Raw genomic sequence first — 15,785 nt, 5'->3', positions numbered from 1 at the left:
AATCAACTACTGAGCAAGTCTGCCGGTCAATGTTCGCATCAAAGAACCTCAAGGATCCCCGTTCACCGCACCCCTCACTCACCAGAGCGCTGGAACGCGCGTAGCGTGGTTCCAGCGGGGCTCCGGTCAGCGAAGAGGGCTGCCGCCGGGCCGCTCCCAAGGCGGCCCGCAGCCCCCTCGGGGGGCGGATGGGCGGGCCCCAGGCCCGGCCATCCGGGGGCTTCCATGCCTTTAGATCAGAGGGGCGTTGCCGTTGTCCTCGTCGAGCTTGGTCTTGGCGATCGCCACGGCCAGCATGTCATGGACCGAGCCGGTGGTCGAGGTGGTGGACACACTCGTCGTCCCGGTCGCCGTCGTGGCCGCGGTGTCGCCCAGCAGGTTGCCGGTCGGCGCCGCCAGCAGGTCACCCAGGCTCGGCGAGGCCGAGCTCGTGGCGGTCTGCGTGCTGCCGTCCTTGGCCAGCCACACGTCGGTCATTTCATGGGTCGTGCCGTCCGACTTGGTGTAGCTGGAGACCAGGCCCAGGACGTTGCCGTTCTCCACCGTCGTGCCCTTGGTGGCATTCAGGTTGAGGTCGGTGATGCCCAGGTCGGCCAGCGTCTTCAGTTCACCCGCATCGGTCTTGCCGTCGTGGTTGGCATCCACCCACACCTGCAGCTTGCCGTAGTTGGCATCCGAGGCATTGATGTGGCCGTCGTGGTTGCTGTCCAGGGTGCCCAGGGCGGTGAAGCCGTCTGCGCCCTTCTGGCCGTTGACCACAGTACCCGCGCCGAACAGTTCCGCGCCGCTGTTGATCTTGCCGTCGCCGTTCAGGTCCATCACCAGCAGACCGTCGTTGCCGCCGACCCAACCCCACTTGTCGTTATGACCGGTGTTGTTGAGGTCGAAGTTCACGCCCTGGCTGGCCGACAGCGTCTGGATGCCGTTGCCGTCCAGGTCCAGCATGATCGGCGTGGAGAGGAACAGCGCGTTGTGCTGCGCGTCCGTCCAGCCGGCACGTTGTTCGGACGTGATCACCAGCGACTGCTCCATGCTCATCGCGGACAGATCCTGCGTGTCCCAACCAATGAACTGGTCGGAGGTCATCGCCATGATCTGGTCGGTGCTCAGGCCGTGGACCTGGACCGAGGTCAGCGCGTGGATGTCCTCGGAGCCGAAGGCCAGGATCTGTTCCGTCGTCAGGGCATGCACCTGGGCCGAGGTCAGCGTCGCGAAGTGGTTGCTGGTCAGGGCGCCGATGTCGTCGGTGCTCAGGGCCGCGATCTGGTCAGTGCCCAGGGCGCGGATCTGTGCGGTCGAGAACTCGTGCACCTGCTCGGTGGTCAGTGCGCCGATCTGGTCGGTGCTGAAGGCATGGACAGCCGCCGTGCTCAGGGCATGGATGCCGGCCGTGGTGATCGAGCCGATGTCGGCCGTCTCGATACCCACGATCTGCGAGGTGCCCACCGCGCTCCACTGCGAGGCCGTCAGGGCATGGATCTGATCCGAGCTGAAGGCTTCGAAGTCGGCGGAGCCGAAGGCCGCCATGTTGGCGCTGCTGATGGCCGCCAGGTCCACCGTGTCCAGCGCCGCCACCTGGTCGGTGGTGAAGGCCTGGAGCTGGGCCGAGCTCAGGGCCACCACTTGGGCCGAGGTCAGGGCCTGCACGTCATCGGTGGCCATCTGGCTGACTTGCAGCGTGGACAGGGCAGACACCTGGGCCGTGCTCAGGGCAGCGATCTGGTTGGAGTCCAGGGCTTCCAGCTGGGCGCTGTCGAGCGAGCGGATGGCTGCGGTGCCCAGGGCACGCAGGTCCACGGTTTCGAAGGCGGCCATCTGGGCCGTGGTCAGGCCATCCACCTGGGCCGAGGTCAGCGCACTGGCCTGGGTCGAGCTCAGGGCCTCGATCGCTTCGGTGCTCAGGGCGCCGATCTGGGCCGAGCCCAGCGCCTGGATCTGCGTGCTGGTCAGCGCGGCGACATCGTCGCTGGTCATCGTCGAGACCTGCGCCGTGGTCAGGGCCTGCAGCTGGGCGTTGGTCAGCGAGCGGATCTGGCTGCTGGTCAGCGCGTTCAGGTCGTCGCTGGTCAGGTTGCTGACCTGTGCCGTGGTCAGGGAATTGACCTGGTTGGTGGTCAGCGCGGCGATCTGGTCGCTGCTCAGGGCTTCCAGTTGCGCGCTGGTCAGGGCACGCAGGGCCACGGTCGAGAGGGCCTTGAGGTCACCCGATTCGATGGCAGCCACCTGGTCGGTCGTCAGACCCAGCACCTGGGCGGAACTCAGGGCACCGACCTGGGCGGAGGACAGGGCCACCACCGCGTCGGTCGCGAGCGCACCGACCTGGGCCGAACTCAGCGCCTGGAGCTGGTTGGTGGCCAGGGCCGCGACGTCCTCGCTGGTCATGGTGGAGACCTGCGTGGTCGTCAGGGCGGCGACCTGCTGGGTCGTCAGCGCCTTGATCTGGCCGCTGGTCAGTGCATTCAGATCGTCACTGGACAGGTTGCTCACCTGGCCGGTGGTCAGGGCCGCCACCTGTTGGGTGGTCAGCGCCTGGACCTGTGCAGAGCCCAGGGCGTCGAGCTGGTCACTGGTCAGGCTGCGCAGGGCCACGGTGCTGAGGGCCTTCAGGTCACCGGATTCGATGGCGGCGATCTGGTCGGTCGTCAGCCCGGCCACCTGCCTGGAGCCGAGGGCGGCCACTTGCAGCGAACTCAGGGCCACGATCGCGTCGGTCGCCAGCGCACCCACCTGGGCGGAGCTGAGGGCAGCCACCTGGTTGGTCGCCAGGGCGGCCACGTCGGCGGTTTCCATCGTGCTGACCTGGGCGGTGGTCAGGGCAGCCACCTGGGCGGTGGACAGTGCCTTGATCTGGCCGCTGGTCAGCGCGTTCAGGTCGTCGCTGGTCAGGTTGGCGATCTGGGTGGTCGTCAGCGCAGCCACCTGGACGGTGCTCAGCGCGGCGATCTGGTCGCTGTTCAGGGCTTCCAGTTCAGCGGTGCTCAGTGCCGCCACCTGGCCGGTGGTCAGGGCACGCAGCTGGCCGGTGGTCAGGGCCGCGAAGTCGTCGGTGGCCAGCTGGCTGACCTGGGTGGTCGTCAGCGAAGACACCTGCGCGGTGCTCAGGGCCTGGACCTGGTCGGAGCTCAGCGCTTCGAGCTGGTCGCTGGTCAGTGCACGCAGGGCGACGGTGGACAGGGACTTGAGGTCAGCCGATTCAATCGCGGCGACCTGGTCCGTGGTCAGGCCGGCCACTTGCTTGCTGGTCAGCGCAGCCACCTGGACCGAGCTCAGGGCCACGATCGCATCGGTGCTCAGGGCGCCGATCTGGGCCGAGCTCAGCGCCTGGACCTGGTTGGTCGCCAGGGCAGCCACGTCGGCCGATTCCATGGTGCTGACCTGGGCGGTCGTCAGGGCGGCGACCTGCTGGGTGCTCAGGGCCTTGATTTGAGCGCTGGTCAGGGCGTTCAGGTCATCGCTGGAGAGCGTGCTCACCTGGCCGGTGGTCAGGGCAGCGACCTGCTGCGTGCTCAGCGCGGCGATCTGGTTGGAATCCAGCGCGTCCAGCTGGGCCGAGGTCAGGGACTGCAGGGCGTTGGTCGTCAGCGCCTTCAGATCCGCCGTCTCGATGGCGGCGACCTGATCGGTCGTCAGACCCGCGACCTGCTTGCTGCTCAGCGCGCCGACCTGGGCGGAACTCAGGGCCACGATCGATTCGGTGCTCAGCGCGCCGATCTGGGCCGAGCTCAGCGCCTGGACCTGGTTGGTCGCCAGGGCGGCCACGTCTTCCGACTCCATCGCGTTCACCTGGGCCGTGGTCAGGGCCGCCACCTGGGCGGTTCCCAGGGCCTTGATCTGGGCGCTGGTCAGCGCGTTCAGGTCATCGCTGGAGAGGTTGCTCACCTGAGCGGTGCTCAGGGAAGCGACCTGCGCCGTGGTCAGGGCCTGGATCTGGGCGGAGCCCAGGGCGTCGAGCTGGTCGGTGGTCAGGGCGCGCAGGGCTTGCGTGCTCAGGGCCTTCAGGTCACCGGATTCGATGGCGGACATCTGGTCCGTCGTCAGGCCGGCCACCTGCTTGGTCGTCAGCGCAGCCACCTGCGTCGAGCTCAGGGCCACGATCGCGTCCGTGCTCAGGGCACCCACCTGGCCGGAGCTCAGGGCGGTGACCTGGGCGGTCGTGAGCGAAGCCACGTCGTCGCTGGTCATGGTCGAGACCTGGCCGGTGGTCAGGGCGGCCACCTGCGCGGTGGACAGGGCCTTGATCTGGGCGCTGGTCAGCGCGTTCAGGTCGTCGCTGGAGAGGGTGCTCACCTGGCCGGTGGTCAGGGCCGCCACTTGCGTGGTGGTCAGGGCCTGGACCTGGTCGGAACCCAGGGCGTCCAGTTGGCTGCTGTCCAGGGCGCGCAGGGCGCTGGAGGACAGGGCCTTCAGGTCACCGGATTCGATGGCGGCGATCTGGTCGGTCGTCAGGCCGGCCACTTGCTTCGTGGTCAACGCGGCGACTTGCAGCGAGCTCAGGGCCACGATGGCGTCCGTGCTCAGCGCACCCACCTGGGCCGAGCCCAGCGCGGCAATCTGGTTGGTCGTCAGCGCGGCCACATCGGCCGATTCCATGGTGCTGACCTGGCCGGTGGTCAGGGCAGCGACCTGGGCGGTGCTCAGGGCCTTGATCTGGGCGCTGGTCAGGGCGTTCAGGTCATCGCTGGTCAGGTTGGCGATCTGGGTGGTCGTCAGCGCGGCCACCTGGACGGTGTTCAGCGCGGCGATCTGGTCGCTGTTCAGGGCTTCCAGTTCGGCCGTGCTCAGCGCGGCCACCTGGCCGGTGGTCAGGGCGCGCAGCTGGCCGGAGGTCAGGGCGGCGAAGTCGTCCGTGGCCAGCTGGCTGACCTGGGTGGTCGTCAGCGAGGCCACCTGGACGGTGCTCAGCGCCTGGATCTGGTCGGAACTGAGCGCTTCGAGCTGGCTGCTGGTCAGCGCACGCAGGGCGGCGGTGTTCAAGGCCTTCAGGTCGCCGGATTCGACGGCGGCGATCTGGTCGGTCGTCAGGCCGGCCACTTGCTTGCTGCTCAGGGCTGCCACCTGGCCGGAGGTCAGGGCCACCACGGCATCGGTGGAGAGCGCACCTACCTGGGCCGAGCTCAGCGCGGCGATCTGGTTGGTGTTGAGGGCCTGCACGTCGTCGCTGGTCATGGTCGAGACCTGGCCGGTCGTCAGCGCAGCGACCTGCTGGGTGCTCAGGGCCTTGATCTGGCCGCTGGTCAGCGCGTTCAGGTCGTCACTGGAGAGGTTGCTCACCTGGCCGGTGGTCAGGGCAGCGACCTGCTGGGTGCTCAGCGCGGCGATCTGGTTGGAGTCCAGGGCGTCCAGCTGGGCGGAGGTCAGGGACTGCAGCGCGTTGGTGGTGATCGCCTTCACGTCGGCGGATTCCAGCGCAGCGATCTGGTCGGTGCCCAGGCCGGCGACCTGCCTGGAGCTCAGAGCGGCCACTTGCGAGGAGCTCAGCGCCACGATCGAGTCGGTGCTCAGGGCGCCGATCTGGGCGGAGCTCAGGGCGGCCACCTGGTTGGTCGCCAGGGCGGCCACGTCGGCCGACTCCATGGTGTTGACCTGGCCGGTCGTCAGGGCGGCAACCTGCGCGGTGCCCAGGGCCTTGATCTGGCCGCTGGTCAGGGCGTTGAGGTCATCGCTCGTCAGGCTGGCGACCTGGCCGGTGCTCAGCGAAGAGACCTGCACGGTGCTCAGGGCCTGCACCTGGTCGGAGCCCAGGGCATTGAGCTGGTCGCTGGTGAGCGAACGCAGGGCGGCGGTGTTCAGGGCCTTCAGGTCACCGGTTTCGATGGCGGCGATCTGGTCGGTCGTCAGGCCGGCGACCTGCTTGCTGGTCAGCGAGCCGATCTGGCCGGAGCTCAGGGCCACGATCGAGTCGGTGCTCAGGGCGCCGACCTGGCCGGAGCCCAGGGCTTGCAGCTGGTTGGTGGTCAGGGCTGCCACGTCCTCGCTGGTCATGGTGGCGACCTGGCCGGTGGACAGGGCCGCCACTTGGGCGGTGCTCAGGGCCTTGATCTGGGCGCTGGTCAGGGCGTTCAGGTCATCGCTGGAGAGCGTGGAGACCTGGCCGGTGGTCAGGGAGGCGACCTGCGCCGTGCTCAGCGCGGCGATCTGGTCGGAACCCAGGGCATCCAGCTGGCTGCTGTCCAGGGCGCGCAGGGCGGTGGTGGACAGGGCCTTGATGTCGCCGGTTTCGATGGCGGCGATCTGGTCCGTGCTCAGGCCGGCGGCCTGCTTGCTGGTGAGGGCACCGACCTGGGTGGAGGTCAGCGCAGCGACGTTCTCGGTGGAGAGCGCACCGATCTGGGTCGAGCTGAAGGCAGCGACCTGGCCGGTGGTCAGGGCCTGCACATCGGCGCTTTCCATGCCTTGGATCTGGTCGGTCGTCAGCGCGGCGATCTGGGCGGTGCCCAGGGCGCGGATCTGGGCGCTGCCCAGGGCGTTCAGGTCTTCCGTGGCCAGAGCCACCACCTGGGCCGTGCTCAGGGCGGCGACCTGGGCGGTCGTCAGGGCGGCGACCTGGTCGGAGGTCAGGGCACCGATCTGGTCGGTGGTCAGGGCGCGCAGGGCTTGCGTGCTCAGGGCCTTCACGTCCACCGTTTCGATGGCGCCGACCTGGTCGGTCGTCAGGCCACCCACTTGCTTGGTGTTCAGCGGGGCGATCTGGGCGGAGCTCAGCGCGGCGATGTTTTCCGTGGCCAGGGCACCGACCTGGGCAGAGCTCAGGGCAGCGATCTGGTTGGTGCTCAGGGCCTGCACATCCTCGCTGGTCAGGGTGCTGACCTGGGCGGTGGTCAGCGCGGCGACCTGGGCGGTGGAGAGCGACTTGATCTGGCCGCTGGTGAGGGCGTTCAGGTCATCGCTGCTCAGGTTGGCCACCTGGCCGGTGCTCAGCGCGGCGACCTGGCCGGTCGTCAGCGCCGCCACCTGGGTGGAGTTCAGGGCGTCCAGCTGGCTGCTGTCCAGCGAGCGGATGACGCCGGTGGTCAGGGCCTTCAGGTCACCGGTTTCGATGGCGGCCACCTGGTCGGTGGTCAGGCCGGCAGCCTGCTTGCTGCTCAGCGCAGCCACCTGGCTGGAGCTCAGGGCGACGATGTTGTCCGTGGCCAGCGCGGCCACCTGGGCCGAGCTCAGGGCCTGCACCTGGGCGGTGGTCAGGGCCTGCACGTCCTCGCTGGTCATGTGCGAGATCTGGTCGGTGGTCAGGGCGGCAATCTGGGCGGTACCCAGGGCGCGGATCTGGCCGCTGCCCAGGGCATTCAGGTCGTCGCTGGACATGGCGGCCACCTGGCCGGTGGTCAGCGCGGCCACCTGGCCGGTGGTCAGGGCGGCGACCTGGTCAGAGCCCAGGGCGTCGAACTGGTCGGTGGTCAGCGAGCGGATGGCGCCGGTGGAGAGGGCGCGCAGGTCGCCGGTCTCGATGGCGGCCACCTGGTCGGTGGTCAGGCCGGCGATCTGCTTGGTGCTCAGCGCAGCCACCTGGCCGGAGCTGAGGGCGGCGATGTTTTCCGTGGAGAGCGCACCCATCTGGGCGGAGCTCAGCGCGGAGATCTGGCCGGTGGTCAGCGCCTGCACATCGGCGCTTTCCATGCCGTGGACCTGGTCAGTCGTCAGGGCGGCGACCTGGGCGGTACCCAGGGCACGGATCTGGGCGCTGCCCAGGGCGTTCAGGTCGTCCGTGGCCATGGCGGCCACCTGGCCGGTGGTCAGCGCAGCGACCTGGCCGGTCGTCAGAGCGCCCACCTGGTCGGAGGTCAGGGCGTCGAACTGGGCGGTGGTCAGCGAACGGATGGCGGCGGTAGAGAGCGCGCGCAGGTCACCCGACTCGATGGCGGCCATCTGGTCGGTGGTCAGGCCGGCGATCTGCTTGGTGCTCAGGCTCGCGACCTGGGCAGACGACAGGGCGACCACGTTTTCAGTGGTCAGCGCGCCCACCTGGGACGAGCTCAGGGCCTGCACCTGGGCGGTGTTCAGGGCCTGGACGTCGGCGCTCTCCATGCCGTGGACCTGGTCGGTCGTCAGGGCGGCGACCTGGGCGGTGCCCAGGGCGCGGATCTGGCCGGTACCCAGGGCGTTCAGGTCGTCGGTGGACATGGCGGCGACCTGGCCGGTCGTCAGCGCAGCGACTTGCTGGGTGGTCAGTGCGCCCACCTGGTCGGAATTCAGGGCGTCGAACTGGGCCGTGGTCAACGAACGCAGGGCGTTGGTCGACATGGCGCGCAGGTCACCGGATTCGATCGCGGCGACCTGGTCGGTGGAAAGGCCTTGCAGCTGCTTGCTGGTCAGCGAGGCCACCTGGCCCGAGGTCAGGGCGACGATGGCGTCGGTGGACAGGGCTGCGACCTGGGCCGAGCTCAGGGCATTGATCTGGCCCGTGGTCAGCGCCTGGACGTCGGCGCTTTCCATGCCGGCGACCTGGTCGGTCGACAGGGCGGCGATCTGGGCGGTGCCCAGGGCGCGGATCTGGGTGCTGTTCAGCGCATTGAGCTCGTCGGTGGAGAGCACCTGCACTTGTGCGGTGGTCAGCGAGCCGACCTGGGCCGAGGTCATGGCGGCGACCTGGTCGGAACCCAGGGCCTGGACCTGGTCGGTCGTCAGCGAATGCAGGGTGGCCGTGGAGATCGCCTTGATGTCGTCAGAGCTGATGGCGGCGATCTGGTCGGAACTCAGGCCCTTGACCTGGGTGGAGGTCAGGGCGCCGATCTGCGCGGAGCTCATCGCCTCGATGGAGTCCGAGGTCAGGGCGCTCAGTTGGCCGGAACTCAGGGCACGCACCTGCGCGGTGGACAGGGCCTGCACATCGACGCTGTCCAGACCGCTGATCTGGTCGGTGCTCAGTGCGGCGATCTGCTGCGTGGTGATGGCGCGGATCTGGTTGGTGTCCAGGGCGGCGATGTCGTCGCTGCTCAGCTGGCGGATCTGGCCGGTGGTCAGCGCGCCGATCTGTTGCGTGGTCAGCGCGGCGACCTGGCTGGAATTCAGGGCAGCCACCTGGTCGGTGCCCAGGGCATGGACGGCGGCGGTGCTCAGGGCCTTGACGGCGTCCGAGGTCAGCGCGGCGGTCTGGTCCGAGTTCAGGGCAGCGGCCTGGGTGCTGGAGATGGCGGCAGCCTGCTGCGTGCTCAGGGCGGCCACGCCTTCGGTCGAGATGGCCGAGACCTGCGAGGAGCTCAGGGCCTTGATCTGGTCTGTCTTCAGGGCCTGCAGGTCGTCGGAAGCGAGCGAGCTGATCAGGCTGGTGGTGATGGCGGCCACCTGCGACGAGCTCAACGAGCGGATCTGGTCGGAGCCCAGGGCGTTCAGGTCATCGGATTCGAGGCCACGCACCTGTTGGGTGGTCAGCGAGCCGACCTGCTTGGTGGTGAGTGCGCCGAACTGGTCCGAACCCAGCGAATTCAGCTGCTCGCTTGTGAAGGTGCGGACGGCGGCCGTGGTCAGCGCGCGCAGATCTTCGGATTCGATGGCGGCGATGTTCGAAGTCGTGAAAAACGACACAGACTTCGTGCCCAGCGAAGCGAACTGATCCGTGGTCAGGGCCTGGAATTGTTCGGTGGTGAACGCCGCCCAGTCTTCACTGGTTAGGCGTGCGAGCGTCGTGGACGTCAGCGCCTGGATCTGGTCGGTGGACAGGTTGGTAATCAGCGATGCCATCTTGGAAGCTCCGTGGACTATGGGCGGTGCGCCCATAGGCGCTCGTTGTCGAACTCAAACTGCAGGGGTAGGTCGAGCGACCGGCTCCCGTCATTCGGTTTTCGGACACGAATTGACAAACTTGAGCCAGCCCGGAAATGGTATGGCTCATGTCTTTACGTTGAAGCAAACAAAAGGGGGAAGAGTCGGCCTCACTTCACGCTTCCGGATGGCGCGTAAAGCCCCATGGATGCGGGGGTGCAGATGCTTGCCAAAGCAAGCATCCATCGGGGTTGCGAGGCGATGGGGCGGATGGGTCAGCGCCGGCGTCCGCGCGGCGTGACGAATGTCTCATGTCGTCGAGACATATTTAGATAGATAAACAAACCCTTGTTTTGTGTAGTCCCCGACATGCGGGGGTGGGCCGGTTTGGGTTTATCGGGTGTGGTGGCCGGTGGCTTTGAGGCCTTGATCGAAATGCAGCCGCATCAAGCGCGCGACAGTTTCTGGCTCGCGTTGCAACAAAGCGTGAAGAATGTCTCGGTGTTCCTGCAGCGAGTCCTGCAAACGGCCCTGCATGAACAGGGAATGGTGGCGGTTGAGCTTCATCACCCGGCGCAGATCCGTGATGAATTGCATACGCCAGCGGTTGCCGTCCAACTCGATGATGCGCAGATGGAAGCGTTCGTTGGCCGCGAAGAATTGTTCGCGCTCCGGCAGTGCGGCTTCCAGCGCGTCGTGAAGCGCCTGCAGTTCCGCCAGTTCGGCATCGCTGGCATAGCGGGCCACCTGGGCTGCGGCGTCGCTCTCCAGCAGCGAGAGCAGTTGGTAGGCCTCCCGCACGTCCCGTTCCGACATTTCGGTCACGTAGGCGCCGCGGCGCACCCGCATGGTGACCAGGCCTTCGCTGGCCAGCACCTTCAGCGCTTCCCGCAGGGGCGTACGGCTGATGCCCAGCTCCGCACACAGCTTGAGTTCGTCAATCCAGCTGCCGGGCTCCAGCTCGCGCGCGAAGATCTGCTGGCGCAGGCGTTCGGCCACCTCCTCATACAAGGCACGGGGTGCCAGCGGGGCTGACATCGGCGAGGGGATGGACGACATAGGGATGGCACTCACTTTCGCGTCAGAGTGTAGTCAAATACTGAATTCATAATTATGAATAAGCAGGGCGCTATGATCGTCTTCGCCTGCAGGAGATAAGTTTCATGTCCGATGAATCCCGCGAGTTCAAGAACGTCAGCCTGGATCAGTGGCGCAAGGCTGCCGCCAAGTCGGCGCCCGAAGGCAACGTGGACGCCTTGAACTGGCACACGCCGGAGGGGCTGATCGTCAAGCCGCTCTACACGGCGGAGGATCTGCAAGGGCTGCCGCACGCCAACACGCTGCCGGGCTTTGAGCCCTTCCTGCGTGGCCCTCAGGCCACCATGTATGCGGTGCGGCCGTGGACCATCCGCCAATACGCCGGTTTTTCCACCGCGGAAGAAAGCAATGCCTTCTACCGCAAGGCACTGGCGGCGGGCGGTCAGGGGGTGTCGGTGGCTTTCGACCTGGCCACGCACCGGGGATATGACTCCGACCACCCCCGCGTGACCGGGGACGTGGGCAAGGCCGGGGTGGCCATCGATTCCGTGGAGGACATGAAGATCCTCTTCGACGGCATCCCGCTGGACCGGGTCTCCGTTTCCATGACCATGAACGGCGCCGTGCTGCCGGTGCTGGCGGGTTATGTCGTGGCGGCGGAGGAGCAGGGCGTCTCGCAGGACCAGCTCAGCGGCACCATCCAGAACGACATCCTCAAGGAGTTCATGGTCCGCAACACCTATATCTACCCGCCGGAGCCGTCGATGCGCATCATCGGCGACATCATCGAGTACACGGCCCGCTCGATGCCGAAGTTCAACTCGATCTCCATCAGCGGCTATCACATGCAGGAGGCGGGAGCCAACCAGGCGCTGGAGCTGGCCTTCACGCTGGCGGATGGCAAGGAGTATGTGAAGACCGCCATTGCCAAGGGCATGGACGTGGATGACTTCGCCGGACGGCTCTCGTTCTTCTGGGCCGTGGGCATGAACTTCTATCTGGAGATCGCCAAGATGCGGGCGGCGCGCCTGCTCTGGTGCCGGATCATGAAGGGGTTTGATGCCAAGAACCCCAAGAGCCTGATGCTGCGCACGCACAGCCAGACTTCCGGCTGGAGCCTGACCGAGCAGGACCCCTACAACAACGTGGTGCGCACCACCATCGAGGCGATGGCGGCGGTGTTTGGGGGCACCCAGTCCCTGCACACCAACTCGCTGGACGAGGCGATCGCGCTGCCCACCGAGTTCAGTTCCCGTATTGCGCGCAACACGCAGCTCATCATTCAGGAAGAGACCCACATCACCAGCGTGATCGACCCCTGGGCCGGCAGCTACATGATGGAGTCGCTCACGCAGGACATGGCGGACAAGGCCTGGGCCCTGATCCAGGAGGTGGATGCCATGGGCGGCATGACCAAGGCGGTGGATTCCGGCTGGGCCAAGCTCAAGATCGAGGCCAGCGCGGCAGAGAAGCAGGCCCGCATTGACGCTGGCAAGGATGTGATCGTCGGGGTCAACAAATACCGGCTGGGCAAGGAAGACCCGGTGGAGATCCTGGAGGTGGACAACGTCAAGGTGCGGGACAGCCAGATCGCCCGGCTGCAGCAGATCCGCGCCACGCGGGACGCCACCGCCGTGACGGCCGCGCTTCAGGCGCTCACCGAGGCCGCGCACAGCGGCCAGGGCAACCTGCTGGCGCTGAGCATCCAGGCGGTGCGGCTGCGTGCCACGGTGGGAGAGATTTCGGATGCGCTGGAGTCGGTGTTTGGCCGCCACCGCGCCGATACGCAGAAGGTCAGCGGCGTCTATGCGGCGGCCTACGACTCCGCCGAGGGTTGGGAGCGCCTGCAGCAGGAGATCGCCACGTTTGCCGAGGTGCAGGGCCGCCGGCCGCGGGTGATGATCGCCAAGCTGGGCCAGGACGGGCACGACCGGGGCGCCAAGGTGGTGGCCACCGCCTATGCGGACCTGGGTTTTGACGTCGACATGGGCCCGCTGTTCCAGACACCCGAAGAATGCGCCCGCCAGGCCATCGAGAACGACGTGCACGCCGTGGGCGTCTCCACACTCGCGGCCGGGCACAAGACGCTGGTGCCGGCCATCATCCAGGCGCTGCGTGAGCAGGGCGCGGACGACATCATCGTGTTTGTCGGTGGGGTGATCCCGGCGCAGGACTACGACTTCCTCTACGAAGCCGGCGTGAAGGGCATCTACGGGCCGGGCACGCCCATCCCGGCGAGTGCCAAGGATGTGCTGGAGCAGATCCGCCAATCGGTGGCAACGGCTTGATGCCCGCCACACACCGTGACCTTCAACCCTGACGTTCCCGCCTGATGCACAAGGATGTTGAAGTCATGTCTGCGGCCGTGGCGGCCCTGGCCGATGCCCTGGCCGGCGAGCCCGGGCCGCGCCAGCGCCGCGCCATGGCCAAGGCCATCACGCTGATGGAATCCACGCGTGTGGACCATCGCGCGCAGGCGGACGCCTTGCTCACCGAGCTTTTGCCGCGCACCGGCCAGTCCTTCCGCCTGGGCATCTCCGGGGTGCCGGGGGTGGGCAAGAGCACCTTCATCGAGGCACTGGGGCTGGCCCTGATCCAGCAGGGGCACCGCGTGGCGGTGCTGGCGGTGGACCCGTCCAGCAGCATTTCCGGCGGTTCCATCCTGGGGGACAAGACCCGCATGGAGCGCCTCTCCATGGACGAGCGCGCCTACATCCGGCCCAGCCCCGCCAGTGGCACCCTCGGCGGCGTGGCGGAGAAGACGCGCGAAGCGATGCTGGTCTGCGAGGCGGCGGGCTTTGACGTGATCATTGTGGAGACGGTGGGTGTGGGCCAGAGCGAAACCGCCGTGGCTGGCATGACCGACATGTATTGCCTGCTGCAACTGCCCAACGCCGGCGACGACCTTCAGGCCATCAAGAAGGGCGTGATGGAGCTGGCGGACCTGGTGGTGATCAACAAGACCGACCTGGACGAGGCCGCGGCCACACGGGCGCAGGCGCACATCACATCGTCACTGCGGTTGTACGGGATGCACCGGCGCCCTGATCCGCCGGGCCACCATGGCCCCGGCCCGGGTGGCAACGAAGGCCAGGGAAACGCCTCCAACGCGCCGGCTCTTGCAGCTTTGCAAGGCGCAAACGCGCAGCGGTTCTGGCAACCCCGGGTCATGCGGCTGTCGGCGCTGAAAGCCCAGGGCATCGACGAATTCTGGTCCGCCGTGACCGAATTCAAGACCTTGCAGCAATCCAACGGCGGCCTGGATCACAAGCGCCGCCAGCAGTCCCTGGCCTGGATGTGGGAGCGCATCCAGGCGGGGCTCAAACAGCAGTTTTCTTCAGCGCCCGCCGTCCGGCAGGCGATGGACGACACCTTGACGCGCGTGCTGGAAGGCCGGCTTGCAGCTTCGACTGCGGCGCGCCAGCTGTTGGCACGATTCTCCGGAGACCCATCAGATGAATGACATTCGACAGTTGCTCGAGAACAAGCGCGAGCAGGCCCGCCAAGGCGGTGGCGAGCGCCGGATTGCGGCTCAGCACGCCAAGGGCAAGCTGACCGCGCGGGAGCGGCTGGACCTGCTCTTTGACGACGGCACGTTTGAAGAATGGGACATGTTCGTGGAGCACCGCTGCGTGGACTTCGGCATGGCCGACCAGCGCATTCCGGGCGATGGTGTGGTGACCGGCTACGGCATGATCAATGGGCGGCTGGCCTTTGCCTTCAGCCAGGACTTCACCGTCTTCGGTGGTGCGCTCTCCGAGGCCCATGCGGAGAAGATCTGCAAGGTAATGGACCAGGCGATGAAGGTGGGGGCACCCGTCATTGGCCTGAATGATTCCGGCGGCGCCCGCATCCAGGAAGGCGTGGCCTCCCTGGGCGGTTATGCCGACGTGTTCCAGCGCAACGTGATGGCCTCGGGCGTGATTCCGCAGATCAGCATGATCATGGGCCCGTGCGCGGGCGGCGCGGTGTATTCCCCGGCCATGACCGACTTCATCTTCATGGTGAAGGACTCCAGCTACATGTTTGTCACCGGCCCCGAGGTGGTGAAGACGGTGACCCACGAGGAAGTGACGGCCGAGGAACTCGGCGGCGCGGCGACCCATACCAGCCGCAGTGGCGTGGCGGACCTGGCGCTGGAGAATGACGTCGAAGCCATCCTGATGCTGCGGCGCTTCTTCAACTATCTGCCGCTGAACAACCGCGAGAAGGCGCCGTGCCGGCCCAGCGGGGACCCGGGCAGCCGGTTGGACCTGTCGCTGGACACGCTGGTGCCCGACAACCCCAACAAGCCCTACGACATGAAGGAGCTGATCCTGAAGGTGGTGGATGACGGCGATTTCTTCGAGCTGCAACCGGAGAACGCGAAGAACATCATCACCGGCTTCGGGCGCCTGGAGGGGCAGACCGTGGGCATCGTGGCCAACCAGCCGCTGGTGCTGGCGGGCTGCCTGGACATCCGCAGCAGCATCAAGGCCGCCCGTTTCGTGCGCTTCTGCGATGCCTTCAATATCCCGGTGATCACCTTCGTGGACGTGCCGGGCTTCATGCCGGGCACCAGCCAGGAGTACGGCGGCATCATCAAGCACGGGGCCAAGCTGCTCTATGCCTATGCGGAATGCACGGTACCCAAGGTGACGGTGATCACCCGCAAGGCCTACGGCGGCGCTTATGACGTGATGAGCTCCAAGCACCTGCGCGGTGATGTGAACTTTGCCTGGCCGAATGCGGAGATCGCGGTGATGGGGGCCAAGGGCGCGGTGGAGATCATCTTCCGCGAGGACAAGAACGACCCGGTCAAGCTGGCCGCGCGGGAAGCGGAATACAAGGCGCGGTTTGCCAACCCGTTCGTGGCGGGTGCGCGGGGCTTCATCGATGACGTGATCCAGCCGCATGAGACGCGCAAGCGCATCTGCCGCTCGCTCGTGATGTTGAAGGACAAGCAACTGGAGAATCCGTGGCGCAAGCACGGCAATATTCCTCTATGAGCCGCCATCTCTACCGTGAACAGGACCTGCGGGCACGCAGTGTCCTTGCATCAAGCAACGCCC

At 66.9% G+C, this 15,785-nt stretch carries 5 protein-coding genes; 3 read left to right on the top strand and 2 right to left on the bottom strand.

Annotated elements, in window-relative coordinates; all coding sequences use genetic code 11:
- Window positions 1-231: 231 nt before the first annotated feature.
- Entirely contained in the window at window positions 232-9,675 is a 9,444-nt protein-coding gene (locus BMY53_RS12220; RefSeq protein ID WP_092946747.1) for a hypothetical protein, read from the bottom strand.
- A 414-nt stretch (window positions 9,676-10,089) separates the two neighbouring features.
- On the bottom strand, window positions 10,090-10,734 hold the full coding sequence (locus BMY53_RS12215) for a GntR family transcriptional regulator (protein WP_092946905.1): 645 nt from the start codon (window positions 10,732-10,734) through the stop codon (window positions 10,090-10,092).
- A gap of 125 nt (window positions 10,735-10,859) precedes the next feature.
- On the opposite strand from BMY53_RS12215, the gene scpA reads away from it, so the two are divergent.
- The 3 genes from scpA to BMY53_RS12200 all read left to right on the top strand — a co-directional run bounded on the left by scpA (window position 10,860) and on the right by BMY53_RS12200 (window position 15,722).
- A complete protein-coding gene (scpA, locus tag BMY53_RS12210; protein WP_092946746.1) occupies window positions 10,860-13,022 on the top strand; it encodes a methylmalonyl-CoA mutase in 2,163 nt (720 codons plus the stop codon).
- A gap of 65 nt (window positions 13,023-13,087) precedes the next feature.
- A complete protein-coding gene (gene meaB / locus BMY53_RS12205; RefSeq protein ID WP_255370162.1) occupies window positions 13,088-14,197 on the top strand; it encodes a methylmalonyl Co-A mutase-associated GTPase MeaB in 1,110 nt (369 codons plus the stop codon).
- Window positions 14,190-15,722, top strand: a complete 1,533-nt coding sequence (locus BMY53_RS12200) for an acyl-CoA carboxylase subunit beta (protein WP_092946744.1) — start codon at window positions 14,190-14,192, stop codon at window positions 15,720-15,722. The genes meaB and BMY53_RS12200 overlap by 8 nt, the downstream gene beginning before the upstream one ends.
- Window positions 15,723-15,785 lie beyond the last annotated feature (63 nt).

The sequence above is a fragment of the Roseateles sp. YR242 genome (genome assembly GCF_900109745.1).
In the GTDB taxonomy this organism is placed as follows: Bacteria; Pseudomonadota; Gammaproteobacteria; order Burkholderiales; family Burkholderiaceae_C; genus Roseateles.
The sequence above is the reverse complement of the archived record's forward strand: the minus strand, read 5'-3'. Positions and strand labels throughout refer to the sequence as shown.

Bases quoted from the DNA above. Each gene is read 5' to 3' on its own strand.
- BMY53_RS12220 (WP_092946747.1), bottom strand. From the start codon at position 9,675: ATGGCATCGCTGATTACCAACCTGTCCACCGACCAGATCCAGGCGCTG.
- BMY53_RS12215 (WP_092946905.1), bottom strand. From the start codon at position 10,734: ATGTCAGCCCCGCTGGCACCCCGTGCCTTGTATGAGGAGGTGGCCGAA.
- scpA (WP_092946746.1), top strand. From the start codon at position 10,860: ATGTCCGATGAATCCCGCGAGTTCAAGAACGTCAGCCTGGATCAGTGG.
- meaB (WP_255370162.1), top strand. From the start codon at position 13,088: ATGTCTGCGGCCGTGGCGGCCCTGGCCGATGCCCTGGCCGGCGAGCCC.
- BMY53_RS12200 (WP_092946744.1), top strand. From the start codon at position 14,190: ATGAATGACATTCGACAGTTGCTCGAGAACAAGCGCGAGCAGGCCCGC.